The organism is Polycladidibacter hongkongensis, from assembly GCF_001561995.1.
Lineage (GTDB): Bacteria > Pseudomonadota > Alphaproteobacteria > Rhizobiales > Stappiaceae > Pseudovibrio > Pseudovibrio hongkongensis.
Map to the genome: position 1 here is coordinate 48,481 of NZ_LLWC01000030.1, position 25,930 is coordinate 74,410.

General features: G+C 55.3%; 24 protein-coding genes. 20 read left to right on the forward strand and 4 right to left on the reverse strand.

Features of this window, described 5'->3' with window-relative positions; all coding sequences use genetic code 11:
• Positions 1-654: 654 nt before the first annotated feature.
• From mgrA to erpA, 3 genes are all read right to left on the reverse strand, one after another.
• Entirely contained in the window at positions 655-1,698 is a 1,044-nt protein-coding gene (gene mgrA, locus AYK82_RS14590) for an L-glyceraldehyde 3-phosphate reductase (RefSeq protein WP_068317589.1), read from the reverse strand.
• A gap of 31 nt (positions 1,699-1,729) precedes the next feature.
• The gene (gene xth / locus AYK82_RS14595) at positions 1,730-2,509 is read right to left on the reverse strand and encodes an exodeoxyribonuclease III (RefSeq protein ID WP_068317593.1); all 780 of its coding nucleotides are present in this window, start codon (positions 2,507-2,509) and stop codon (positions 1,730-1,732) included.
• Positions 2,510-2,648: 139 nt separating this feature from the next.
• Positions 2,649-2,981 (reverse strand): iron-sulfur cluster insertion protein ErpA, encoded by a 333-nt coding sequence (erpA, locus tag AYK82_RS14600; protein WP_068317596.1) that lies wholly within the window; start codon positions 2,979-2,981, stop codon positions 2,649-2,651.
• Between the two features lie 234 nt (positions 2,982-3,215).
• Here erpA and AYK82_RS14605 point away from each other — a divergent pair, with 234 nt between their 5' ends.
• The 15 genes from AYK82_RS14605 to AYK82_RS17825 all read left to right on the forward strand — a co-directional run bounded on the left by AYK82_RS14605 (position 3,216) and on the right by AYK82_RS17825 (position 20,314).
• Entirely contained in the window at positions 3,216-4,433 is a 1,218-nt protein-coding gene (locus tag AYK82_RS14605; protein ID WP_068317599.1) for a deoxyguanosinetriphosphate triphosphohydrolase, read from the forward strand.
• 101 nt (positions 4,434-4,534) lie between these two features.
• A complete protein-coding gene (gene argS / locus AYK82_RS14610; protein WP_068317600.1) occupies positions 4,535-6,289 on the forward strand; it encodes an arginine--tRNA ligase in 1,755 nt (584 codons plus the stop codon).
• 88 nt (positions 6,290-6,377) lie between these two features.
• The gene (locus AYK82_RS14615) at positions 6,378-9,197 is read left to right on the forward strand and encodes an SPOR domain-containing protein (RefSeq protein ID WP_068317601.1); all 2,820 of its coding nucleotides are present in this window, start codon (positions 6,378-6,380) and stop codon (positions 9,195-9,197) included.
• Between the two features lie 80 nt (positions 9,198-9,277).
• A complete protein-coding gene (gene nagZ, locus AYK82_RS14620) occupies positions 9,278-10,315 on the forward strand; it encodes a beta-N-acetylhexosaminidase (protein ID WP_172795251.1) in 1,038 nt (345 codons plus the stop codon).
• Positions 10,312-11,193 (forward strand): segregation and condensation protein A, encoded by an 882-nt coding sequence (locus AYK82_RS14625; RefSeq protein WP_425272586.1) that lies wholly within the window; start codon positions 10,312-10,314, stop codon positions 11,191-11,193. The genes nagZ and AYK82_RS14625 overlap by 4 nt, the downstream gene beginning before the upstream one ends.
• 2 nt (positions 11,194-11,195) lie before the next feature.
• Entirely contained in the window at positions 11,196-11,882 is a 687-nt protein-coding gene (scpB, locus tag AYK82_RS14630; protein WP_068317602.1) for an SMC-Scp complex subunit ScpB, read from the forward strand.
• Positions 11,883-12,011: 129 nt separating this feature from the next.
• Positions 12,012-12,836: a CPBP family intramembrane glutamic endopeptidase gene (locus AYK82_RS14635; protein ID WP_172795252.1), complete on the forward strand. Its 825-nt coding sequence runs from the start codon at positions 12,012-12,014 to the stop codon at positions 12,834-12,836.
• Positions 12,837-12,933: 97 nt separating this feature from the next.
• Positions 12,934-14,019, forward strand: coding sequence for an ABC transporter ATP-binding protein (locus AYK82_RS14640; protein ID WP_068317608.1), 1,086 nt, complete (start codon positions 12,934-12,936; stop codon positions 14,017-14,019).
• A gap of 88 nt (positions 14,020-14,107) precedes the next feature.
• Positions 14,108-14,350: a twin-arginine translocase TatA/TatE family subunit gene (locus AYK82_RS14645; RefSeq protein WP_068317613.1), complete on the forward strand. Its 243-nt coding sequence runs from the start codon at positions 14,108-14,110 to the stop codon at positions 14,348-14,350.
• 138 nt (positions 14,351-14,488) lie between these two features.
• Positions 14,489-14,938, forward strand: a complete 450-nt coding sequence (gene tatB, locus AYK82_RS17820) for a Sec-independent protein translocase protein TatB (RefSeq protein WP_082733971.1) — start codon at positions 14,489-14,491, stop codon at positions 14,936-14,938.
• Positions 14,939-15,017: 79 nt separating this feature from the next.
• Complete coding sequence (tatC, locus tag AYK82_RS14655; RefSeq protein ID WP_068317687.1) at positions 15,018-15,797, forward strand: twin-arginine translocase subunit TatC; 780 nt, start codon at positions 15,018-15,020, stop codon at positions 15,795-15,797.
• Between the two features lie 75 nt (positions 15,798-15,872).
• A complete protein-coding gene (gene serS / locus AYK82_RS14660; protein ID WP_068317615.1) occupies positions 15,873-17,147 on the forward strand; it encodes a serine--tRNA ligase in 1,275 nt (424 codons plus the stop codon).
• 94 nt (positions 17,148-17,241) lie between these two features.
• Positions 17,242-18,012, forward strand: a complete 771-nt coding sequence (gene surE, locus AYK82_RS14665) for a 5'/3'-nucleotidase SurE (protein ID WP_068317617.1) — start codon at positions 17,242-17,244, stop codon at positions 18,010-18,012.
• Between the two features lie 126 nt (positions 18,013-18,138).
• Positions 18,139-18,816 carry a protein-L-isoaspartate O-methyltransferase family protein gene (locus tag AYK82_RS14670; RefSeq protein WP_068317620.1) on the forward strand — a complete coding sequence of 226 codons (678 nt, stop codon included), beginning with the start codon at positions 18,139-18,141 and terminating at the stop codon, positions 18,814-18,816.
• 85 nt (positions 18,817-18,901) lie between these two features.
• Entirely contained in the window at positions 18,902-20,314 is a 1,413-nt protein-coding gene (locus tag AYK82_RS17825; RefSeq protein ID WP_082733972.1) for a M23 family metallopeptidase, read from the forward strand.
• Between the two features lie 54 nt (positions 20,315-20,368).
• On the opposite strand, the gene AYK82_RS14680 is transcribed toward AYK82_RS17825, so the two are convergent.
• Entirely contained in the window at positions 20,369-21,253 is an 885-nt protein-coding gene (locus tag AYK82_RS14680) for an ATP-binding protein (protein WP_068317622.1), read from the reverse strand.
• Between the two features lie 278 nt (positions 21,254-21,531).
• Between AYK82_RS14680 and yajC the strand changes: the two genes are divergently transcribed.
• The 5 genes from yajC (at position 21,532) to AYK82_RS14705 (ending at position 25,886) form a co-directional block, all read left to right on the forward strand.
• Positions 21,532-21,867 (forward strand): preprotein translocase subunit YajC, encoded by a 336-nt coding sequence (yajC, locus tag AYK82_RS14685; RefSeq protein WP_068317624.1) that lies wholly within the window; start codon positions 21,532-21,534, stop codon positions 21,865-21,867.
• Positions 21,868-21,969: 102 nt separating this feature from the next.
• Complete coding sequence (gene secD, locus AYK82_RS18425) at positions 21,970-23,574, forward strand: protein translocase subunit SecD (RefSeq protein WP_068317627.1); 1,605 nt, start codon at positions 21,970-21,972, stop codon at positions 23,572-23,574.
• 10 nt (positions 23,575-23,584) lie between these two features.
• A complete protein-coding gene (gene secF, locus AYK82_RS18430) occupies positions 23,585-24,541 on the forward strand; it encodes a protein translocase subunit SecF (protein ID WP_068317628.1) in 957 nt (318 codons plus the stop codon).
• A gap of 22 nt (positions 24,542-24,563) precedes the next feature.
• On the forward strand, positions 24,564-24,962 hold the full coding sequence (locus AYK82_RS14700) for an Mth938-like domain-containing protein (RefSeq protein ID WP_068317629.1): 399 nt from the start codon (positions 24,564-24,566) through the stop codon (positions 24,960-24,962).
• A 54-nt stretch (positions 24,963-25,016) separates the two neighbouring features.
• A complete protein-coding gene (locus AYK82_RS14705) occupies positions 25,017-25,886 on the forward strand; it encodes a phytoene/squalene synthase family protein (RefSeq protein ID WP_068317688.1) in 870 nt (289 codons plus the stop codon).
• Positions 25,887-25,930: the final 44 nt, after the last annotated feature.

Here is a 25,930-nt window from a genome sequence, read left to right on the forward strand (position 1 = left end):
TTCCTTCACTGTTGGCAATTTGGCGCGGCTCGCAGATGGATTAATCTGATGTCCTACGAGTGAGGCCTCGTTGCTTCCTTCGCTTGATGGGGTGACTTTACGCCCCCGGCAGGTCTGTTTGTTGATCTAGATCAAATGCTCTCTGCACGGCAGCCCTGCACCGGGCGCAAGTCAAGTATATACAAATGAATACACTTGGCTTTTTCACTATTGTACTGTCCGCAATGTTTTTTTATTTCGACTAGTGTATCATTTTTCAATTGCGATAACGCTTTGAATTTATGCGAAAAATACCGTGATATCTGACGGGGTCGGACCAGCGGTTTGTTTGTGATGCTTGCACCTGTTTGTGATGCTTTTTGGTTATCTAGGGGATTTTTACTAGAAAACTACTCGCTATGCAAACAAAACATAACTGCTATGCGGGATGTGAAATATTATTTTTTTAAGAGATATAAAGTAGGAACCGGGAAAATTACTTAGGTAGTGTCTTGGGAAAATGCGCGAATTGCGCGAGTTACTTGCGACTCATGGGCGGCTTTGCCGGTGAAACAATAAAGGAGCAAGCCACATTGTGTCACTTGCTCCTTTACGTGGTTTGGGCGTCAATTATAGCCCTGTGCCCATGGTTGTTTTGAGTTTACCTTTGCAAGGTTATCTACTCGGTCCTTTGCGCTCCGCCGATTTTGCCCAGAGGTTTATGCCGGCATCTTTGGCGTGCTCATCGATTGCTGCAAGCTCAGCAGGTGTAAACTCTAGGTTCTGAATAGCGGTGGCGCAGTCGATGATTTGCTGAGAGCGGCTGGCACCGATAAGTGCGGATGTTACCCTTCCGCCACGCAGCACCCAAGCCAGCGCCATTTGAGCCAGTGTTTGGCCGCGCCCCTTGGCGATTTCGTTCAAGGCGGTGATGGCTGCAAGAGAGCGCTCGTTTAGAAACTTCTGCGGCAGAGACTTGCCTTGGGCAGCGCGGCTGTCATCTGGGATGCCGCCCAGATATTTGCTCGTCAGCATGCCTTGGGCCAGTGGTGAGAATACGATGGAACCGATGCCTTCGTCTTCCAGTGTGTCGAGCAGGCCATCCTCTTCCACCCAGCGGTTGAGCATGGAGTAACTCGGCTGATGGATCAGGCAAGGAGTGCCCATTTCACGCAGGATCTTGGCGGCCTCGCGGGTGCGCTTGCTGTTGTAGGAGGATATGCCCACATAGAGTGCCTTGCCCTGACGGACAATCTGGTCCAGAGCGCCGCAAGTTTCCTCCAGCGGGGTTTCGGGATCAAAGCGGTGCGAATAAAAAATGTCCACATAGTCCAGCCCCATGCGCTGCAGCGATTGGTCGAGGCTGGAAATCAGATACTTGCGGCTGCCCCACTCGCCATAGGGGCCGGGCCACATGTCATAGCCAGCCTTGGAAGAGATAATCAGCTCATCACGCAAGCCGGAGAAGTCTTGTCGCAAGATTTGGCCAAATGCTTCTTCGGCCGATCCTTTGGGCGGGCCGTAATTGTTGGCCAGATCAAAGTGGGTGATGCCCAGATCAAATGCGGTGCGGCACATGTCGCGTTTGGTTTGATGAGGTGTATCTTCACCAAAGTTATGCCATAATCCCAGTGAGATAGCCGGGAGTTTTAAACCACTTTTTCCGCAGCGGTTGTAGACCATGTTTTCGTAGCGGTCGTGCGCTGGTTGCCAATGCATGCGATGCTCCTTGCGGTTTGTTTTGTTGTTGTTAATTGAGCTCTAGCCAGACTGGAACGTGGTCGGAAGGCTTTTCCCAATCACGCACGTGTTTATCTATGCCTGTGCCTTGCAAGCGGTCGGCGGCCTCCGGTGAGAGCAGCAGGTGGTCAATGCGAATGCCGTTGTTGCGCTGCCAAGCGCCGGCTTGGTAATCCCAGAAGGTATAGGTTTTGACCGCATCTTGGGTGGCGCGGATGGCTTCGGTAAAGCCCAAGTGATTGAGGGCGCGAAAGGCCTGCCTGCTCTCGGGGCGGTAGAGCGCATCGCCGACCCATGTCTCGGGCTTGGCTGCGTCCTGCGGATCGGGGATGACGTTGTAATCACCGGCCAGAATGAAGGCTTCTTCCTGTTGCAATGTTTGGGCTGCATGGGCGTTTAGGCGCTGCATCCATGCCAGCTTATAAGGAAATTTGGGTGTATCCACAGGATTGCCATTTGGCAGATACAGGCCGCCAAGGCGCACGGGGCCATTATCCGTTGCCACCACGCCCTCGATATAGCGTGCCTGTTCATCGGCCTCATCGCCTGGAAGGCGGCGGATGACTTCCTCAAATGGGGTTTTGGAGAGCAGGGCAACGCCGTTAAAGCCCTTTTGACCATGGGTTTCTAAATGGTAGCCAAGTGCTTCAATTGGCTCGCGCGGGAAGGCTTCGTCGATGCTTTTAATCTCTTGAAAGCAAGCCAGATCCGGTTGCTCTTCCTGCAGCCAGCGCAACACGGTGTCCATGCGGGCTTTGATCCCGTTGATGTTCCAACTGGCAATTTTCATGGGGGCAATCCTCAGGTCTCTAAGCCAAACAACGATTTGATAAGGTTGGGCTGCAGCTTGGCGCGAGAACAGGGTGCCCGTCAAGGCAATAGGCGGGGCGTCCACCGCCTAGTGGGTAAACAAGAGGGAGCCGGACAGACTATACGGAGAAGCTGGTGCCACAACCGCAACCGGCGGTGGCGTTTGGATTGGTGATCTGGAAGGACTGGCCCATGAGGTCCATCACAAAATCCACCTGGGCGCCTTGGAGAAATTGTAAGGAAAGCTCGTCGATGAGCATAGTGGCGCCATCGCGCTTAATGCAAAAATCATCGTCATGCTGTTCCTGTACCAGATCGTATTTGTATTGAAATCCCGAGCAGCCGCCGCCCTCGACAGACAGGCGCAGCTTGGTGCCCTCCGGCTCTTTCGCCAGAATCTGGGCAATGCGTTTGGCCGCCGAATTTGTCAGGGTTACTTCTGTCTCGCTCATAGTCTTTACTCCAAAGCCGCGGGAACGATATGGGGCAGATGACGCTTGACTCTTGCGAGCCAGTGAAATGTCATAGGCATTCCATCAGCGGCTGATAGGGCTTAGTTAAGTTGGCCGCGATGCCGCGTCAATGGGCGGGCATGCGAAAAACCTATTATATTTTATCGGCGGTGCGAGCGATACAGCGTAATTTGCGGGTAAACTCAGTGCCTTTTTAAAGAGTGGTAGTTGGGAATGACAAAGACATTGGGGTATGGAGCGCAGCCATTGGCAGCTTACGCTTGTAAGGCGGAGGAAAGCCGTGGGCGCTTGGTAAAAGAGGCGCACAGCCCCACGCGCACACCCTATCAGCGTGATCGTGACCGGATAATTCATAGTACTGCCTTTCGCCGGCTAAAGCATAAGACGCAGGTCTTCATCTATCATGAAGGGGACCATTATCGTACACGGCTGACGCACACAATCGAAGTGGCGCAGATCGCCCGCTCTCTGGCGCGTGCCTTGCGGCTTGATGAAGATCTGGCGGAGTGTTTGGCGCTGGCGCATGATCTTGGGCACACGCCCTTTGGCCATGAAGGCGAGGATGTGATGGATGCTTGCATGGCGCAGTTTGGCGGGTTTGACCATAATGCGCAGTCCTTGCGGGTGGTGACGGAACTAGAGCGGCGCTATGCGCGCTTTGACGGGCTTAATCTGGCGTGGGAAACATTAGAGGGGTTGGTCAAACACAACGGGCCGCTGACAGATCGCAGTGGCGCGCCACTTGGCAAGTTTTCTGAGGACGGGTTGCCTTTTGCGGTGCGAGACTACACCCGGCGGCAAGATCTTATGTTGTGGTCGTGGCCCAGCGCAGAGGCGCAGGTGGCGGCGATTGCCGATGATATCGCCTATGACAGTCATGATATTGACGATGGTTTGCGCGCGGGGCTGTTGAGCTTTGAAAGCATGCGGCAAGTGCCGTTTCTGCGCGATATTCTGGATGAGGTGGACGGGCTCTATCCCGGCCTTGAGGATGCGCGTCGCATTCATGAGGTGGTGCGCCGCTCGATCACCCGCATGGTAGAAGACGTCATCGCACAGGCTATTGCGCGGCTTGAGGCGCTGGCCCCTGATAGTGTGAGTGATGTTCGCAAGGCAGGTGACGCGGTTGTGGCGTTTTCACCGCAGATGGCGCAGGCAGAAAAAGAGCTAAAGCGCTATTTGTTTGCCAATTTGTATCGCAATGAGGAAGTGCTGGTGGTGCGCCGTAAGGTGGCGCGCATTACGAAAGAGCTGTTTGAGCATTATTTTGCCAGCCCGCAAAATATGCCATCCCCTTGGAGTGAAGGTCTGGCAGCGCTCTCCCAGCAACAGATTGCCCGGCGTGTTTGTGACTTTATCGCCGGAATGACGGACCGCTATGCGATTGAAGAGCATCGACGACTATTTGACGATAGTCCCGATTTGGGGTAGTGCGCGAGACGAATAATTTCCAGCTGGATCAGGCAGGGGTGCGCCGCACAGGAGCTTGCACTTGAGGACGTTGATCCGGCGCTTTACATCAGGCATAGACAATGAACATCTTCTCTACGTTTGCCGAGCGGGTAAAAACGGTCATTGAATCGCAGAATTTGGCGGCTGACGGCGCTGAATTGGATCTGTCACGGGTGACAATGGAACCGCCGCGTGATGCTGCTCACGGGGATCTGGCTACCAATGCGGCCATGGTACTTGCCAAGCCGCTGCGCATGAAGCCGCGCGATATTGCCGAAAAAATCGCCAAAGGTCTGCGTGCAGATGCTGATGTCGCCTCTGTCGATGTGGCCGGGCCCGGGTTTATCAACATCCGTTTGCAGCCGCATGTGTTTTCGCAAGTGCTGGCCGATGTGGTGGTCAAAGGCAAGGAATTTGGTCGCTCCCAGCGCGGCAAAGGCGTGAAGGTGAATGTGGAATACGTTTCCACCAATCCAACAGGGCCAATCCATGTGGGGCACACCCGCGGGGCCGTGGTTGGTGATGCGCTGGCGTCCCTACTGGCATTTGCCTCCTATGATGTGACCCGCGAGTATCTGATCAATGATGCCGGGGCGCAAATTGATGTGTTGGCAAATTCGGCTTACCTGCGCTACCGCGAAGCGCTGGGCGAAGATATTGGCGAAATTCCTGAGGGGCTTTACCCGGGCGATTATCTGGTGCCGGTTGGTAAGGCGCTGGCCGAAAAATATGGTGACACGCTGAAATCCATGGACGATGCGGCGCGCCTTGCAATCATAAAGCCGTTCAGCGTTGACGCAATGATGGGCATGATCCGCGCGGATCTGGAGCTGCTCAACGTCAAGCATGATGTGTTCTTCTCTGAAAAAACCATGCATGGCAAGGGCGGGGCAATTGAAAAGGCCCTTACCGAGCTGCGCGCGCGTGATCTGGTGTATGATGGCACACTGCCACCGCCAAAAGGCGAGCTGCCAGATGACTGGGAAGACCGCGAACAGACCCTGTTCCGCTCCACCATTGCCGGCGATGATATTGATCGCCCGCTGGTGAAATCCGATGGCTCCTACACCTATTTTGCCGCTGATGTGGCTTATGCCGCCGACAAACTGGCGCGTGGTTTCGACCAGCTTATCTTTGTACTGGGGGCAGACCACGCAGGCTATGTGAAGCGGCTTGAGGCTGTTGGTAAAGCGATCTCTGGCGGTAAGGCGGACGTGATTTGCCGATTGTGCCAGTTGGTTAAGCTGTTTCGCGCTGGCGAGCCTGTCAAAATGTCCAAGAGGGCTGGTAACTTTATCACCCTGCGTGATGTGGTGGAAGAGGTGGGGCGTGATCCTGTACGCTTCATGATGCTGTACCGCAAAAACGATGCGCATTTGGACTTCGATTTCCAAAAGGTTACCGAACAATCCAAAGATAATCCGGTGTTTTATGTTCAGTACGGGCATGCGCGCTGTCACTCAGTGTTGCGCCAAGCTGCAGAAGAACTTGAGTGGTTTGATGGTACCGCGCAGCAGCTGCAAAATGCAAAGCTGGAACTGCTGGAAGATGAAGGGGAACAAGCGCTTATCGCCAAGATGGCGCAGTGGCCACGGGTGGTGGATAGTGCTGCTGAGGCGCACGAGCCGCACCGGGTGGCCTTCTACCTCTATGAACTGGCGTCTGCGCTGCATGGTCACTGGGCACGAGGCAAGGAAAAGCCGCAATTACGGTTTATTAATGATAAATCGTCAGATTTGACTAAAGCTCGACTCGCACTTGTTTATGCGGTGTCGCAGGTGATTGCTTCCGGCCTTGATGTATTGGGTGTGGAAGCGCCCCGCGAAATGCGCTAGGCACGCAGGTCGATTAGACGAGACAGGAAGTATACTACGGGAAAGCGCGGGGTCTCGCGCTCTCTCCTTAAAAGGACGTAGCAGGACCATGAGTAATCGCTCCAACCAGTTTGGGCCGGAGGATGCCGCAAACGAAACCGCCGCAGCTGTAGAGGCCGGCCAATCGTGGCAAAACCAGACTGACCCACTTGCGGAACTGGCCAAGTTGGTTGGAAACCCGCAGCCAAGTGCTCCTGCTGCGCCGATGCAATCACACTATGAAGAAGAGCGATCAGCGCCACTGGTTGCCGAGCAGCCTGTGCAGGCTGAGCCTTCCTATGAACCTACACCAATGCCAGAGCAATTTGCGGTCGGTAGTGCCTTGCAGGATCCGGCCTATTCTACCGCTCAGGCAGAAGCACCGGTTGCTGGAACTGGTTATAGGTTGCATAAACAAGCTGTGGCAGATGGCTTTGGTTCCTATCATAGCCCGGAGCAGGCTTATGCAGATCCCTTTGCGCTTGATGCAAATGGTACGATAACGGAGCCCGCAGCGGAGCCCGCGGATTTTGTGAGCGATTTGCCGCCTGTTCCTCGCATTGTTGCTGATGCTGCGCCCATGGCGCCCGCCACAACTGCGCCGCAAGAGACTATTCCTGCCTATGCGCCGCAAGTTTCGGCATCGACCTATCAAGAGGTGCCACAGGCTGGTCCTGCGCTCGGCGAGAGCCTTGATGCGCAATTGGCACAGGATCTGGAAGCGGAGATGGTGGCAAGTTTTGGCGGGGCGCCTGCGGCACTGGATCAGGCCGCGGTGAGCAACCCACGCTTGAAGCGCTCATTGCCTCGCGCCACTCCGGTGGCACAGAAAGACAGTAATCATATACCGGCTTCGCAGGTGGCTGCGGAAGAAGCCGCTGCTCAGGCTTATGCTGCGCAACTGGAAGCTGAAGAGGCGGCGAAGCTACAGATACAGATGCAGGAAGAGGCTCTGGCGCTTCAAGAAGCTGCACGCGCCAAGCCTGTCGAGGAAGAGTTACAAGCTGAGTTGCGCGGGCCAATTAATGAAGAGGAATTGCTGCCTGAGGCGCAGGTGGAGGTTGCAAGCGCGCCGCAAGGGTCACATGTTCTAGATGAACAGATGACTGCGGCATTTCAGCAGGAAATGGCGGCGCTTTCCAGCGCGGACGACATGACGCCTGCCGAGGCGGCTGTGGGCAGTTTAGACGAGTTTGCACAAGCAGGCGCTGCCGCGGCACAGGCGCTGGCGGCTACTGCGGTACAAGCGCCTGTTGAGGCCGCTGATCCCCTTATAGATGCTCTTGGTCAACCCGATCCTCAACGAGCAGCAAAGCAGCATCCAGTTACCACCCCAAGCCTTAAACCTCAGAGCAGGCAACCTTCGGAAGATCTGGAGGATATCCTTTTGGATCTCAATGCCCCTGCGGTGGTTCGAGAGACGCAGGCTAGTGAGAACGCCGAACCCGAACCGGCATTTGGGCCGTTGCCCGGAGCAACTGTGGAGACAAATGTCGCTGGCGAGGCTTTTGCTGCTGAATATGGCAAGCAAGGGGAAATGCGCGCGTCGATCGCAGCTGGGATCGACGATATGTCTTGGCCGCAGGCGGCAGAGCATATAGGGCAGGACGACGAGGATTTGTTTGCGCTGGATGACAAGCAGCAAGCACCTGCGCAGGGCTATGATTTGAGTGAGGTGGCGGAAGCAATGGCAGAGCGTGATCCTAGTGTGCGGCACGGAGTTCTGCCCGGATTGCCACCAGTAACGCCGCAAGTTGTTGAAGAGAAAAAATCTCCTGGCACGCAAAAAGGGGTGATGGCAGCCGCTGCTGTTGGCGCGGTAATTGTGCTCGGCGGTTTGGGGGCAACCTTTATTGACTTTGGTGGCGGCACGAACCTGCCAAACGGGGAACCTCCGCTGGTTCATGCAGATAGTGCGCCAATGAAAAAGTTCCCACAGGTTGCCGATGCGGACCAGAATAGCGATGATCAGTTGATTCTACCTGCGCAATCCGATCTGAAGGTGGAGAACGAGGTGATGCTGCCGCGCGAGAATGCCGCAGTGGAGCCATTGCCACCTGCACCGGTTGCGGGAGAAGATGTCAGCACCGCTGTTGTTGCGAATGCGCCTAAAAAAGTGCGCACTATCACGGTGCGTCCTGATGGAACCCTCGACTACGGCAATGAAAATGGCGCGAAGTCTTTGGCCGACCAGCTGTTGGCAGCCCAACGTCAGGCGCAACATGCCGGTACGACAGGCGATCCAAAAGACATGGCATGGCTGAACCAGAATGGCAATGAGCAGGCGGCTGCTGCGCCGGTTGATAACGGCCCGACCAACTTGCTGCCAGATGTGCCACAGCGTAGCGTGAGCACTCAGCCGATTACCCGGCAAAACGGTGCCCTGCCGCAGACGGGCGGCGCGGTAACGACAACGGCATCCGTCGCGCCTAATCCCTTTGGAATAGACAATGCTGCGGCTGTGGCGCCAAATGTTGAAACTCGGCCCTTGCAAAAACCGCTTGGCGGCGTTCAGGTGGCAGCTGCGCCACAAAGCGCTGGCCAGCCGCTTGATTTGACGGGTGGGGCGCAAGTCAACCAGCCGCAACAGCCGGTAGCAGCACGACTACAACCGACTGCACCTGCTGCGAATATGGCAGGTGCTGCCTATGTGGTGCAGCTGTCTTCCGTACGTAGTGAAGATATGGCGGCGAATGAAATTTCCTCGTTTCAACGCCGGTTCCCTAGCTTGATGCAGGGCGTGCGGCCCGCAGTGGTCCGCGCGGATCTTGGCGAGAAGGGCATTTACTACCGTGTGCGTGTACCATTTGGCGATAAAGACGGGGCGATCAACTTCTGTACTTCGCTAAAAGAAGCGGGCGGTGATTGTTTCGTGCGGCGTAACTCCTAAAACAGCTTGAGGGAAGGGCGGCCGATTGGCCGCTCTTTGATTTTATGCATTGCAAAGCATTTATTAGCGGGTGTGCGGGCTTGTCGCTCAGTTCGGACGAGCGTGTCTTTTTCGCAAACGAACGTCCATTCGGGCTGATTTTGTTTGCCCGGAATTTTTCTAGTCCAGCGCAGGTGCGTGAACTTGTGGCACAGTTTCGCTGCGCTGTTGGCTGGCATGCGCCTGTGTTTGTTGATCAGGAAGGCGGGCGGGTCCAGCGTTTAGGGCCGCCGCTGTGGGCGGATTATCCAGCGGCTGGAACAGTGGCACAGGTTTGGCAACACAGCCAAGGTGATGGGGTAAAGGCGGTGTCTTTGTTCGCCGAGGCTCTGGGGCTTGAGCTGGCGGGCATGGGGCTTTCGGCCAATTGTATTCCTTGCCTTGATGTTCCGGTTGCCGGGGCAAATGACATTATCGGGCTTCGGGCGTTTGGCGGCGATGCGCAGATGGTGGCGCAGCTGGGTGCTGCGGTGATCGATGGTTGCCGCAAGGCGCATATTTATCCGGTTATCAAACATATGCCGGGGCATGGCCGTGCCATGGTGGATAGCCACAAACAGCTGCCTCGGCTGGCGTGCTCTTTGGATGAGATGCGTGCCTCTGATTTTGTTCCCTTTCAGGCGTTGAATGACAGCCCGTTCGGGATGACAGCCCATGTGGTGGTGGAGGCACTGGACGATGCAAGGCCTGCTACGCAATCGCCAGTGGTGGTTTCGCAGATCATTCGCGGAGAGATCGGTTTTTCCGGTCTTCTGATGAGCGATGATCTGTCCATGATGGCGCTTGATGGCGATATTCGCACGCGGATCCGCGGGGTGTTTGCGGCTGGTGTTGATATGGCGCTGCATTGCAATGGCGAGTTTTCGGATATGCAAGCGGCGGTCCTTGAGGTTCCCGAGCTTGCCGATAATGCTCTTGTCCGCGCAAAAGCGTCGCTTGAGTTTGTAAAGGCACCACTGGCGCAAGAAGAGGCGCAAGCGCGGCTGCCACAGCGGCGTGCAGCACTGAATGACCTGCTAGGCCGCTATGGCTTGCAGCAAGTACGCCTACCAGATGTTCGGCAGGGGATGATAGTATAGCAATGGCAGAGGAGCAAACGATCGCTCACGAGCCAAATGCAGATGTAACTGTCGCTGTGCAGGTCGCGCGAGGGGCTGGCAGCGATGAGCCGCGCCTTGAAGTAGATCTTGACGGCTTTGAAGGGCCGTTGGACCTGCTGTTGACGCTGGCGCGCGCGCAGAAAGTCGACTTAACGAAAATCTCCATTTTGCAGTTGGTCGAGCAATATCTTGGCTTTGTTCAGGAAGCGCGGCGGCTGCGCCTAGAATTGGCCGCAGATTATTTGGTGATGGCGGCATGGCTCGCCTATTTGAAGTCGCGCTTGCTGATTCCAAAGCAAGAGGAGAGTGAAGAGCTTAGCGGCGAAGAAATGGCCGCAGCGCTGGCTTTTCGCTTGCAGCGGCTAGAGGCCATGCGCGAGGCCGCAGCGCGGTTGATGGCGCGGCCACGCTTGGGGCGTGAGGTGTTTGCACGCGGAGCTCCAGAAGATTTTTCGGTGGTGCGGCGCAGCACGTGGCGGGCCAGCCTGTTCGATTTGCTCACGGCCTATGCATCGCAGCGACAACGTAACTCCGTTGTGTCGCACCATGTGCAAAAGCGGCAGGTGTGGTCGCTAGCCGAGGCGAGGCAACTGTTGGAACGGCTGATTGGTGAGGTGCATGGCTGGATGGCGCTAGAGCCCTATTTGCTGCGATATGTGGTGGAGCCAGAGCATCGGGCCAGTGCACTGGCGTCTTCTTTTACCGCCTCGCTAGAGCTGGTGCGTGAGGGGCGGGCACAAATTCAGCAAGCAGAAGCATTTGCTCCGATCTATATCCGCGGCACAGCACAGAGCGCAGCTGCGGACGGTGCGATGCCGGATGATGCCGGGCAGCATCAGTTTGAAGAGGTTGACTAACGATGCAAAGTGGTTTGTTTCCTCCAGAAGAAACGCAGGCGGCGGCGGTTGAGGACGCCATTGAAACAGTGGATGCGGATCTGTTGTTTCAGCACGTACGCGTGGCGGAGGCGCTGTTGTTTGCTGCCAGTGAGCCATTGCCCGAGCGGGAAATCAAAGAACGCTTGCCCCGGGATGCGGATGTTAAAGCTGTGCTGGATGCGTTGAAGCACTCCTATGAAAAACGGGGGGTGCGCGTGGTGCGGGTGGCCGATTGCTGGGCGATGCGCACCGCACCTGATCTTGCTGGTTTGCTGCATCGCGAGCAGGCAGAGCAAAAACGGCTTTCGCGCGCGGCGCTGGAAACCTTGGCGATTATCGCGTTTCACCAGCCGGTAACAAGGGCCGAAATTGAAGAGATACGCGGTGTCTCAACCTCCAAGGGCACGCTTGATGTGTTGTTGGAGAGTGAATGGGTGCGCATGCGCGGACGGCGGCGCACACCGGGGCGACCTGTGACCTATGGGACCAGTGTTCAGTTTCTGGATCATTTCGGGCTGGAAACCATCAAGGATCTTCCCGGCCTTGAAGAGCTGAAAGGGGCAGGGCTGCTTGACAGTGCCATTCCGATGAATTTTTCTGTGCCAAGTCCTGACGACAGCGAAGAGCTGGAGGAAGACGAGTTGCCGCTGGAGGCGGTGGAAGAGTAGCGCCCTACGGGGCGACCTTACGTTAGTGCATTTCATTCTTTCGGCTATTCTGTTGCAACACTCCGGCGTTACTTTATGCGGTAAATAACTGTGATTGCGGTTGTTTTGCCAATTTTGATGGAGGGGGCAATGGTTGCATTACAGCAAGGCAAACGCACCTGCGAACAGGCATTGGCGCGCCGGGATGCTGGTATTCCGCAGTACTCTCTTGCAAAAATTCTAGGAATTTGGGCGATAGTAAGTGTGCCGATGCCGCTCTTGGCGTTTGTTCTTGCGCCGGTGCTGGTGCCTGAGGATTTGGTTAAGCAAGGGCTGGTGATCTGGCTCCTGCTGATTGGCGGCATGGTGTGGCAATGGATTGTCGCCATGGTGTTGCTTTGGCAGGAGGGGGCGTTGCAGTCTTTTGCTGTGTTTCGTCAACGGATCTGGCTTTTGGCACCGCGCCGTTGCGCAGGAGGCAAAGCTGATCTGCATCTGTTCTGGTGGTTGATCCCGGCTTTTATGGTCTACGCGGCAGCGGAACTTAGCGTCATTGGCCAATTACTTAGCGATGGTTTCGCTACCCTTGTCCCGGAACTTGCGCAACTACCGCAGCTCGATCTTAGGGTACTGGCGGTGGAGGAGAACGTTGGCAACTGGTGGCTTTTGTTAGTTGCCGGGCTTTCTTTTGTATTCAATTACTTTTTAGGCGAGGAACTACTGTTTCGCGGTGTGTTGCTGCCCAGAATGCGCGGCGTCTTTGGCAAGTGGGACTGGTTGGCAAATGCGGTGTTGTTTGCGACATATCATCTGCACAGACCGCTGATTATTCCTGCGACAATCATAGGCGGCATGGCTTGGAGTTATCCATCGCGGCGGTTTCGTAGTATTTGGTTTGCAATTATCCCCCATATGCTCGAGGGGGTGTTTCTGGTTGTAGCTGTTGGTGCAGTTGTGGCTGGATTGGCCGTTTAGCCGCTTTTTCTAGATTTGATCTCGGGCAAGACATGGGGCGGAAACGGTGATATAGGCTTGTCAGGAATAAGAGGCATTTTCAAAAAAGAGGTGGAGCATGGGGTTGCAGCTCGCAACAGAACAAGAAAAGCAGCGGGCGCCACATCTGGAATTTCGCAATATTGGCCATAACTATGGCGGCCTGCCAGCGGTGCGCGATGTTTCCTTGCAGCTTGAACGTGGTGAGGTCTTGTGTTTGCTGGGGCATTCTGGTTGCGGCAAGACGACTTTGCTGCGCATTGCTGCCGGGGTCATTCGCCAGCAAGCTGGCGAGGTGTTGATTGATGGCGCGGTGGTGGCAAGTCATGAGAGCTTTCTGCCCCCAGAAGCGCGCGGCATTGGCTTGATGTTTCAAGATTACGCCCTGTTCCCTCATTTAAGTATTCTTGACAATGTATTGTTTGGCCTATCAACCCTGCCACGGGCAGAAGCCAAGACGCGGGCTCGTTCCGCGTTGGAGATGGTTGGTATGTCGCAGTATCTGGAAGACTATCCGCATGCGCTTTCTGGGGGCGAGCAGCAGCGGGTGGCTTTGGCAAGGGCGATGGCGCCGCGTCCTCACACATTGTTGATGGATGAGCCGTTTTCTGGCCTTGATTCCCGTTTGCGAGAGGATGTGCGGGCACATACGCTGGAAATGATCCGCGAACAGGATGCAACGGCGGTTGTGGTGACGCATGATCCGGAGGAGGCGCTAAAGCTGGGAGACCGAATTGCGTTGATGCGGCGCGGCGAGATTGTGCAACTGGCAACACCTGAAGAGATTTACTTCCGCCCGCAAAGCCTTTTTGCCGCAGAGTTTTTTAGTGAAGTAAACAAGGTGGATGGCGTGGTTGAAAATGGTGTGGTTGCTACGGTGTTTGGCGCTGTACCAGCAAGCCACTTGCATGAGGGTAGTCAGGCCACCGTGTGTGTCCGCCCACATCATGTGCGGCTGGAACCTGCAAAAGGCAACGGACAGAGAGGCGTGCACGGGCGCGTGGTGCGACGCAGCTTTGGCGGGGAAAGTGACGTATTATCCCTTAGCATAGAGGGCTGCGAGCAGGAATTCCGTGTAAAAAACCATCAGCCGGGGCAGTTTTTGATTGGTGAGCTTGTAGAAATTCATATTGCCGATGAAAAGTTTATGGTATTTGCTGCGTAGCCCCTTAGTATAAAAGGGATTTGATTTATGCGCGGGCGGTCAGGACACTGCGGCCTGCAGGGTAACAAACGTCAAGGGAGTTTGGCAGATGGGTTCTATTGGAATTTGGCAGATCGTCATTGTTGCGGTGGTTGTTGTGCTGCTGTTTGGTCGCGGCAAAATTTCCGAGCTGATGGGTGATGTGGCCAAAGGTATCAACAGCTTTAAAAAAGGGCTGAAGGATGAAGAGACCGGTGCCAGCACGACAACCACTGCAAGTGACGAGACCAAAGTCATCGATCACAACCCTGCTCCAAGCGTTGAGAAAACACAGGAGAAGGACAAGGCGTAGTTTTTACGGCTTGCTTCATTGTGGGGTGGTTAGCTGATTTGGCATTTGCCGCTGTGGCAAGGGGGTGGTTTAAAACCCTTTGCGCTAGGGCGCATAGCGGTGCAGGCAGATGCCAGACAGGGTGCGAAGGACTGAGAGATGTTTGACATTGCGTGGACCGAGTTGCTGCTGGTGGCGGTGGTTGCCATTTTGGTGGTGGGCCCAAAAGAGCTGCCGGGGATGTTGCGCACAGTGGGGAAGGCCATTGGCTCGGTGCGGCGGATGGCCAGCGATTTTCAGTCAACTTTGAATGATGCGGTCAAAGAAGCGGAAAAGCAGGCAGGCATTGACGAGATGCGCGCGCAAGCTGATGCTGCCCAAAACTTCAATCCTTTAAAGGACCTAAAAGATTCGCTTGAGAGCGAGCGTAAGCAGATTGACAGTGCAGTTAAGGGGGGCGCTACACCTGCGCCGCAAGCGGGTGTCGCAGAGGATGATCCGTCGATTGCGCCAGAACCGGCTGTGACCCCGCTTGGGGCAGATCCGGCCATGCAAAGCAAGAAAAGCGCAAGCGTTGTTACTGCTGATAGTAGCGAGAAAGACACTTAAACCTGGTCGCTTTAATGGGATTTTCTGATCGCTGAGCATGTACCTTGCGATTGTCATGTGGGATGAAAAGGCAATATTGATGTCTGAAAACGAAATTGAAGAGAGCAGGGCACCGCTGATCGAGCATTTGATCGAGTTGCGGCAACGCTTGATGCGCTCGGTCATTGCCTTGGCGATTGCCTTTGTCCTGTGTTTTATCTTCGCCAAGGATGTATTCAATATTCTGATTTGGCCATATGAGCGGGCCGCAGGCACAGACCATGTGATCGAGCTGATTTATACGGCGCCGCAGGAATACTTCTTCACACAGATGAAACTGGCGCTGTTCGGGGCGTTGTTTATCTCGTTTCCCATCGTTGCCAACCAGATTTACATGTTCATTGCGCCGGGCCTTTATAAGCACGAGCGAAAGGCGTTTATTCCGTTTCTGGTGGCAACGCCGGTGTTGTTTGCGATTGGTGCGGCGCTGGTTTACTTCCTGATTATGCCAATGGCGATGGGGTTCTTCCTGTCGATGGAGCAAGTGGGCGGCGCGGGTAAAGCCTCTATCCAGCTGCTGCCGCGGGTCAGTGAATATCTCTCGCTCATTATGGTGCTGATTTTTGCATTCGGGCTGGTTTTCCAGCTGCCTGTGGTGTTGACACTGTTGGGCCGGGCTGGTCTGGTTAGTTCGGAGGCATTAAAGGGCAAGCGGCGCTACGCGATTGTACTGGCCTTTGCCGCTGCAGCTGTTTTGACGCCGCCGGACCCGATTTCTCAGATCGGGTTGGCGCTGCCAACCTTGTTGCTCTATGAAATCTCCATTTATTGCGTGCGACTTGTTGAGAAAAAGCGCGAAGAGGCGGAAGAGGCCAGCTAGTGCCTTGCAACGCTATTTTAATATGACTAGTTTCTCCGGCAGGCACAAAGAATGGCGCGTTGCCGGAGAAGACTTATGTTAGATATGAAATGGGTTCGCGAGAACCAAGCGGCTTTGGACGAGGCTTTGAAAAAACGTGGCGCAGAGCCACGTGCTGCCCACTTGATCGAGCTGGATGAAGCTCGCCGCTCCCACACCACCAAACTTCAGGAAGCCCAGACGCGCCGAAATTCCGCTTCCAAAGAGATCGGTAAGGCAAAAGCCACCGGGGATGAAGCTGCTGCAAAAGCGCTGATGGATGAAGTGGCGCAAATCAAAAGCTTTATTCAAAACGGCGAAGAAGAAGAGCGCCGCCTGAATGCAGCTTTGGAAGAGGCTTTGAGCGTTGTCCCGAATATTCCGCTGGATGATGTACCTGTTGGGCAGGATGAAGCGGACAATGTGCTGCTGCACACCCACGGGGAAAAGCCGGAATTCGATTTTGCACCAAAGGAGCATTTCGAGCTTGGAGAGCAACTCAAAGGCATGGATTTTGAGCGGGCTGCCAAGCTTGCTGGCTCTCGTTTTGTGGTGTTGAAAGGGCAAATCGCGCGACTGGAGCGCGCTATCGGCCAGTTCATGATTGATTTGCACACACAGGAAAATGGCTACAATGAAGTCTCGCCGCCGTTACTGGTGCGCGATGAGTCGCTTTATGGCACAGGGCAGTTGCCGAAGTTTTCCGAGGACCAGTTCAAGACCACTGATGGTTATTGGATGATCCCGACTGCCGAAGTGCCGCTGACCAACCTTGTAGCCGGTGAAACGCTGGATGTAGATGCGCTGCCTATCCGGGTAACGGGTCTGACCTACTGCTTCCGCTCTGAGGCAGGCTCTGCCGGGCGCGATGTGCGCGGCATGCTGCGTCAGCACCAGTTCCAGAAGTGTGAAATGGTGTCCATCACCGATGAGGACAGCTCTCTTGAAGAGCTAGAGCGCATGCGCGGCTGTGCCGAGATGGTGCTGCAAAAGCTGGGTCTGCATTACCGGGTTATGACCCTGTGTAGCGGGGATATGGGCTTTGGCGCGCGCAAAACATACGATCTGGAAGTGTGGCTGCCGGGGCAGGATGCGTACCGCGAGATCTCTTCTTGCTCAGTCTGCGGCGATTTCCAAGCCCGGCGCATGATGGCGCGCTATCGCGTCGCTGGCGAGAAACAGCTGAAGTTCGTGCACACATTGAACGGCTCCGGCCTTGCTGTTGGGCGTTGTTTGATTGCGGTGCTGGAGAACTACCAGAACGCAGATGGGTCAATCACCATCCCAGACGCGCTGCGGCCCTATATGGGCGGGCTGGAAAAAATCGGTTAGGACTGCAAGTAACGCCGGCTCTTTTAGCCGGCGTTATTATTTTGGCACATAACCGATTTATACGGGTGACCTAAAACGTTTAAGGAAAAAAGCGATGCGTATATTGATTGTAAACGATGACGGGATCCACTCTGAAGGGCTGCATGTACTGGAGCAGATTGCGCTAGAGCTTTCCGATGATGTTTGGGTGGTGGCACCTGAGAGTGATCAAAGCGGTGTGGCGCATTCGCTGACGCTCAACGACCCCCTGCGTCTGCGAAAAATAGATGAGCGGCATTTCGCTGTGCGCGGGACACCGACAGATTGCGTCATCATGGCAGTGAGTGTGGTGTTGGACAAGGCACCGGACCTTATCCTTTCCGGCATCAACAAAGGCTGTAATGTGGCTGATGATGTGACGTATTCGGGCACAATCGCCGGAGCGATGGAAGGCACTTTGCTGGGCATCCGCTCGATTGCAGTTTCACAGCACTACAACTTCACGGAGCTGAAGGGCGTTGACTACGCACCGGCGCTGAAGCATGGGGCGGCTCTTATCAAGGAATTGCTTGACTATGACTTGCCAGCTGAAACGCTGCTGAATGTAAACTTCCCGGCGGTTGCGCCGCAGGAAGTGAAGGGGGTTCAGGTGGTGCGACAAGGGAAGCGCAGCACAGATTCCATGTTTATGGATGGGCGTAAGGATGGGCGCGGCAATCCGTATTACTGGCTGGCGTTTAACAATGGCGAAGTGCCGCGGGTCAAGGGTACGGATATCGACGCCATTGAAGATGGTTACATCGCCGTGACGCCTCTGCATTTAAACCTGACTGCTGACGAATTGATGGGATCACTGGCCCAACATTTGCAAGGCGCGCAGGGCTAGGGCGCAATCACTAACGCTGTTTTGGTGAGGTCGTACCTTTCGGCGCGGCCTCATTTATTCTTTATTAAGGATAATTGACGATTAATGGGCGGTGTTCACAGGAATTGAGTGAGGCGTGGCCCGCGAATGTTAGAGGCAGTCGAGCAGCAAGAGATGGCAAGGCGGGCAGCGTTTATGATGGCGTTGCGGGCGAAGAATGCTGCGAACCACAGGGTGTTGCAAGCGCTTGAAGCTGTGCCGCGTGAAATGTTTCTGCAAGCTAAGTGCCAAGGCAATGCATTTGCAGATCGGATGCAGCCGATTGACTGCGGACAGATGGGTTTGGCGCCGTCATTGATCGCTCGGCATCTCACGATTCTTGAGATTAAGGAAGACCACCGGATTTTGGAGGTCGGCACGGGATCCGGTTATCAAGCCGCTGTTATTTCACACCTTTGTGGGTATCTGACCAGTGTAGAGCGTTATCGGACATTGGTTGAACTGGCGTCGCGAAGGCTGGCCAGCTTAAAGCGTCGTAACGTGGAGGTTGTGCTCGGAGACGGGCTGATGGTGGACAGCGCCTGGGAGGATGAAGGGGTTGTATATGACCGGATTATCCTCAATGGCTGCATCAGCGAGGTGCCAAATTTTCTTCTCAATAAGCTTGCAGCGGGAGGGCAGCTGCTGGTGCCGGTGCGCGGTGCAGGAGAACGCGGGCTTAGTCAGGTCTTGTTAATAAGCGGGAGCGGCCGGGCACAGGAGCGACAAGAGCTCGGCTTTGCGCCCTACCTACCTCTGGTGGGGGGAACTGCAAAAAAAATGTAGTTTCCATGTTTCTCTTAAATATTTGTCAACCGTCCCTGTCCAGAATTGCGACAGGGCCTTTACGTGCTGTTGTGATAGGGCGGTTATGAAAACGTTTTGCATAGAACAAAAACTGATTTCTCCAAGATTGTTGGGTGTGCTGCTTGCTGCTTCAGCGCTGGCGGGATGTTCTACGTCGCGGTTTGAGTATTCGAGCCAAACCCAGTTGACGCCACAACAGTCTGCTGAGATGGCCGCTTTGTTGCCACAGGGTAATGTTGGTGCGGTTCGCGCACAGCCCTATTCAGGGCGGACGCCGGTGGCTATGGCAGAGGGCACGCGTGACGTATCGCGAGTTAATCCAGGAGGTCGTCCGCAACCTGTGCAGTTGAGCGGGCGGACCAGCTTGCAACCAATGCCGAGCCGATCAAAGCCTGCACCATATGTGGTTGCGGCAACGCCGCCTCAGCAGCGGGGCTATTCCACGTCTGGTCAACGCGGCGCGATCTCGCCACAGCCAGTCCTGCTCCCCGCATCCAGTGGCCAGCAGAAGCCGGTGCAATTGGCAAAGTTGCCAGTGCAACAGCGCCCGCAAAGTGTGCGACCCGCGCCTTACACTAGCAATCGGGTGGTGAAGAATCCGCAGAAACTTCCCGCGATGCAGGTAAATGCTGCCCCTGTGGCGCAGAAGGGTGACTTTAACCCTGCTGCGACCCGCTTGCAGCAAGTACAAAGCAAAAAGGCGATCCCTTCTTCTGTCAGTGTGGCTGCGCTCACATTTCCGCAGAAAATGACTATTTTGCCGCGCGATAATCCGGCGCGTTTGGCCTCGGCGGCTGCCACTGTTGCGTTGCCGCAGAGCCAAAAGACTTCGGCTCCTACGGCTGTGACCCCGGCGGCTCCGGCCCCGCAGCCGGTATCTGCATCAGCACAGCCTGTACAGGCTAAGACTATGCAGCCTGTGCAAGAGGCGCCAGCAAAACAAACCCAAAGTCCGTCCACACCAGCTGATACGCAGGTAAATGGACAGACCTTGCCTGATGCAACAGCGCAGAACGAGGTTGTGACTACCAATTCAGTGCCGGCAGCTCAGCAACAGGTAGCGGCAAAAGCGCCGCCTGCCGTTAAAGGGGCTGGTATGCCTGCATTCCGTTGGCCAGTGCGTGGGCGGATAATCTCCGACTTTGGTACGAAGGCCAGCGGGGCGCGCAATGACGGCATCAATTTGGCTGTTCCGGAGGGGACAGAGGTGCGTTCGGTGCTTGATGGTACTGTTGTTTATGCGGGTAATGAGCTAAAGGGCTTTGGTAATCTGGTGCTCATTCGCCATGCCGATGGCTGGGTCTCGGCTTATGCGCATAACAAAAAGTTGCAGGTGCAGCGCGGCGATGTGGTGCGGCGCGGGCAGGTATTGTCTCTCGCCGGGGCGAGTGGTTCTGTTAGTCAGCCGCAGTTGCACTTTGAGCTGCGCCGAGACAATGCGCCGGTCGATCCGCTGGTGTATTTGCCTACCAGCTAAGCTTTAAACGATAAAGTAGAAAGGGACCCAAGTTAGGGTCCCTTTTTTGTTGGGTTAGAGCCTAATTTTGTGTTCGCCTGCAAGGTGAGAGATAAACTGCCATGCAACGCGTCCCGAGCGGGCGCCGCGGGTGGTGGCCCATTCCAATGCACGGGCACGGAGCCGCTCGGGTGGTTCGGGAATTTGATAGTGCGCGGTGTAGGCGGTGATCATTTCCAGATAGTCATCCTGCGAACAATTGTGGAAACCTAGCCAGAGGCCAAATCTATCAGATAAAGAGACTTTTTCATCGATCACCTCGGCGGGGTTGATCGCGGTGGAGCGTTCGTTCTCCATCATGTCGCGCGGCATCAGGTGGCGGCGGTTGGAAGTGGCATAGAACAGGACATTTTCCGGCCTTCCTTCGATGCCGCCATCAAGCGCTGCCTTCAAGCTTTTGTAGCTGGTCTCGTTGCCGTCAAAGGACAGATCATCGCAAAAGACGATAAAGCGGTGGGGGTGCGCACGCAGCTGGCCAAGCAGGGTTGGCAACTCGCTAATGTCTTCGCGGTGGATTTCTATCAGGATTAGGCGAGCTGCGTTGCGACTTTCGCAAATATGGGCATGGATCGCCTTGACCAATGAGGATTTGCCCATGCCTTTGGCGCCCCAAAGCAGCACGTTGTTAGCAGCAAAGCCATCTGCGAAATTCATAGTATTGTCTAGGAGTTGCTGTTTTGATCCGCCAACAGCCTGTAAAAGACCGAGATCAACCTTGTTCACCTGCGCAACCGGACGGAGCGAAAATGGCTGACTACAAAAAACGTAGGCATTTTCTTCGGTTAAGGTGATTTGCAGGGAGTGGGTGCCCGCCAAGGTCGCGAGCGCCTCGCTAAGGGCTGAGAGTTTGTCATCAATCCGGCTCAGATATGTGTCTAAAGCCTCGGCAGTCTTGCTCATAACCGGTCGTTGATCCTGTTGGAATTGTCTGTGAGGTGAACTGTCAGTTTGGCGCGTGGGCGTAAAAGCTGCAACAGGAATGTTTAGTAGTGAGGTGTGGTGCCTGTGGGTAGGGGGGCGGGCAGGGCAGCGGGATGGGTGGCAAACTCTTGAAAACAGCGGCGCGGCCTGTATAGTCCGCCCTAACCTTTAAATTTTTTCGAAAGATGCCATATGCAGTTTCGGAGAGTTAATAGAAGGTGCTTCACCAAGGGGGTGAAGCTCTTAAGGAGATAGCAATGTTGATTACCCCAGCTTTCGCGCAGTCGGCCGGTGCCGCAGGTGCTCCCGGCATGATCATGCAGTTCATGCCGTTTATCCTGATCTTTGTGATCATGTGGTTCTTGATCATCCGTCCGCAGCGTCAGCGCATGAAAGCTCATCAGGAAATGATCAATAACGTGCGTCGCGGCGACACCATTGTCACCTCTGGCGGCTTGATCGGTAAAGTCGCCAAGGTTGTTGATGATGGCGAGGTTCAAGTGGATGTGGCTGAGGGCGTGCGTGTACGCATCGCTCGCGCTATGATTCAGGAAGTGCGTGCAAAAGGCGAACCGGCCAAAGATAGTGAATAAGCGCGCTTTCACATCCTCAAATAAACAGCGCTTTTAAGAAGAAAAGGGCCGGGCCGCGTGGGCTCGGTCGTTTTTGCTAGGTGCTGCAACCAGGCATTTGCTATGCTTTATTTTTCCCGATGGAAGATTACCACAATTGTACTTGTGGTGCTGGGTGGGTTGTTGACGACTCTACCCAACTTTTTATCCAGCGAAAGCTTGAGGAGCTGGCCAGATTTTCTGCCAGCTAAACAAGTAGTGCTGGGCCTTGACCTGCAAGGCGGGGCATATCTGCTCTACGAAGTCGATAAAGACGACTACAAGGTGAAACAATATCAGCAGCTTGAGGGATCTATCCGCCGCGCTTTGCGCGAGAAGCCTCGCATTGGCTACACCGGTCTTGGAGTTGTTGAAGGTGCTGTACAGGTGCGCATTCGTGATGCGCAGGACGTGAGCGAAGCGCGCAAGCGTCTGGAAGGCTTGCTGAACCCGCAAACGACCGGTTTTGGTGGCCCCTCTGTCAACGAATTTGCGCTTGATATGCGCGATGATGGTTTGGCGCGCATGACCTTCACCGAAGACGGTCTGGACATGCGCCTTAACGCGGTTGTGGCCCAGTCAATCGAGGTGATCCGCCGCCGTATTGATGAATTGGGGACCACCGAGCCGAGCATTCAAAAGCAAGGCAGTGATCGTATTCTGGTGGAAGCACCGGGTGAGAGCGATCCGCAGCGCTTGAAGAATGTGATCGGCCAGACAGCGCAGATGACCTTCCACTTGGTCGACGAGCGTATGAGTGGCACTCAGGCGCTGAATGGCCGGCCACCTGTGGGGACACATGTGGTGATGGGCGCGGAAGATAACATTCCGTACCTGCTTGATAAAACGCCCTTGCTGACCGGTGACGAACTGGAAGACGCGCAGGCGGCATTTGATCAGCGCAACAACGAACCGGTGGTGAATTTCCGTTTTGACCTGACTGGCGCACGTAAGTTTGCCAAGGTGACACGCGAGAACACCGGCCGCCGGTTTGCGATTGTGCTTGATAACACGGTGATTACCGCTCCGGTGATCCGCGAGCCGATTACCGGTGGTTCGGGTACCATCTCCGGCAGTTTCTCGGTGCAAAGCGCAAATGATCTGGCGGTGCTGCTGCGCGCTGGGGCATTGCCAGCCAAGCTGACGGTTATGGAAGAGCGCTCTGTGGGGCCGGGTCTTGGGCAAGATTCCATCGAGGCAGGTAAGATTGCAGCGCTTATTGGCGCGGCACTGGTTGTCATCTACATGATTGCCTCCTACGGGCTGTTTGGTGTGTTTGCCAATATTGCGCTGGCGGTGAATGTGGTGCTGCTGTTTGCAGTACTGACAATGTTGCAAGCGACGCTGACCCTGCCGGGTATTGCCGGTATTGTGCTGACCGTTGGTATGGCCGTTGATGCCAATGTGTTGATCTTTGAGAGGATCCGCGAAGAAGCGCGGGCAGGGCGTTCAGCGCTTGGCTCCATTGATGCGGGTTTCCAACGGGCACTTGGCACCATTTTGGATGCAAACATCACCACGCTGATTGCGGCGGTGATCCTGTTCTTCATCGGAACTGGCCCTGTGAAAGGCTTCTCGGTCACGCTGATGGTTGGTTTGTTCACCACTGTGTTCTCTGCGTTTACCGTGTCGCGGTTGTTGATCGCCCTTTGGGTGCGTCGTCGTCGGCCTAGCAAGTTACCAATCTAGGAGTGAAACAATGAAACTTTTACGATTGGTTCCGGCCAAAACCAGCTATCGTTTTATGCGTTGGCGGGTGCTGTCCTTCCCGGCCTCTGCGATTATCGCAGTGGCTGCGGTGCTGATGTTTGTCATGGTCGGGCTTAACTATGGTATCGACTTTAAAGGTGGTTCACTCATCGAGATCCGCTCCAAGCAGGGGCCTGCTGATCTTTCTCAGGTGCGCGCGACGCTTGGCAGCTTGCAGCTTGGCGATGTACAGGTGCAGGAATTTGGTGAGCCTGAAGAGGTGCTGATCCGCATCGAGCATCAGGGCGAGGCGGAAGACAGCCAGCAAGAAGTGATCACCAAAGTACGCGGCGCTTTGAGCGATGCCTACGAGTTCCGCCGGACGGAAGTTGTCGGGCCGCGGGTCTCCGGTGAGCTTGCTAACAAGGGCCTGCTGGCTGTTGGCTTGTCGCTGGTGATGATCCTGTTCTACATCTGGTTCCGCTTTGAGTGGCAGTTTGCCGTTGGGGCGATTATCACCACCTTCAACGATATTCTGTTCACCATCGGCTTCTTCTCTCTGTTCCAGATCGACTTTTCCCTGTCGAGTATCGCGGCGGTGCTAACCATTATCGGTTATTCGCTGAACGATACAGTGGTTGTTTATGATCGCATTCGCGAGAATTTGCGCCGTTATAAGAAGATGAAGCTGGAAGACTTGCTTGATCTGTCGATCAACGAGACCCTGTCCCGTACCACCATGACATCGGTCACAACGCTGTTGGCGTTGTTGGCGCTGTATTTCTTCGGCGGCGAAGTGATTCAGTCCTTCGTTCTGGCGATGATTATCGGCGTGGTTGTGGGCACATACTCCTCTATCTTCCTAGCGGCTCCACTGCTTATTCTGCTTGGTCTGCGAACCAGTGTGTTTAGCGGTGAAGACAAAGACGGCACAGAAGACAAGGATAGCGGCAAGGCAACAGCCTAACGCGATCGATTTGGAGAAAACTATGGCAAGTCGCGGTGAGAAAATGGTTCGGCTCGATGCTCACTTTCCCCAGCAGGTACAGATCGATGCCTATGGGGATGGTGGCTTCCGCTTTGCCGACATGTCGCACCGCGGCTCGCTGTTGTGTTTGCCCTCTGGCATTTATGGTTGGGGGCCAACACAGTTTGATGACATCGCAGATGATGATCTGGTGCCAGTGCTGCGTGAGGCTGCACAAATCGAAGTCCTGCTTATCGGAGCTGGTGACAGGCTGTTGCCATTTGCCGAGGCCCGCAAAGCGCCTTTTCGCGAGCAAGGGATAATGGTGGACAGCATGTCTACCGGCGCTGCCCTGCGCACTTACAATGTGCTGCTTAATGAAGACCGGGCAGTTGCCTGCGCGCTAATCGCCGTTGAATAAACGGCGTTCTGTTTCATTACACAAGAGATTGCCAGCGAACGCGGGATGGAATTCATGACGCATGATGCCAGCGAGTATTGTCGCAATTTACTGCGCGAGGCGGATTTTGATCGCTATGGCGCGACCCTGTTTGCCCCCTCATCTGCTCAGCCAGCTCTTTGGGCGCTTTATGCCTACAATGCGGAGCTTGCGCGCATCAAGGAGTTGGTGAGCGAACCGATGCCCGGTGAAATCCGCCTGCAATGGTGGGTAGATGCGCTGGAAGGGCGCGGGCATGGCAATGTGGAGGCCAATCCGGCTGCCGCTGCACTGCTGGACACATGCCGCCGTTATGCATTGCCACGCGCTCCTCTGGTGCAGTTGGCCGAGGCGCGGCGGTTTGATCTTTACAATGATCCGATTGGCGATCTCACCAGCTTTGAAGGCTATTGCGGCGAAACAGTCTCTGTGTTGTTTCAGCTCGCGGCTATGGTCCTGTTAAAAGAGGCAGGTCAAGGCGATCAGGCGCTTGCCAAAGAACTGGCAGATGCCAGCGGGCATGCGGGGGTGGCCTATGGCAGCCTGCAGTTGTTGCAAAACCTGCCGTGGCAGGTGGCGCGGCGGCAGGTTTATGTACCATCGGAGTTTTTAGAAAAAGCCGGGCTTGATAGCGCTCAACTGCTTGGCTGCCGTGATGCGAAAAAGATGCAAGAGCTTGGAGCAGTGGTGCTGACCCATGCGCAGGGCCACGCGCTAAAGGCGGCTGAGGCGCTAGGTATGTTGCCAAGCAGGGTACGGCCGGCATTTCGCTCGCTTGGCTTGGTGCGCATGTGGCTCAAACTCTATGGCAAACGATTGCCCTATGAAGTAGCGGGACAGCGGCTTGGTCCGGTGGCGCCCGCGGCGCGCTGGCGGCGGCTTTGGGCGCTGTATCGTGCCAGTTGAAGTTTTAATAGAAAAAGAGGCGGTCCTTGGGCCGCCTCTTTTTT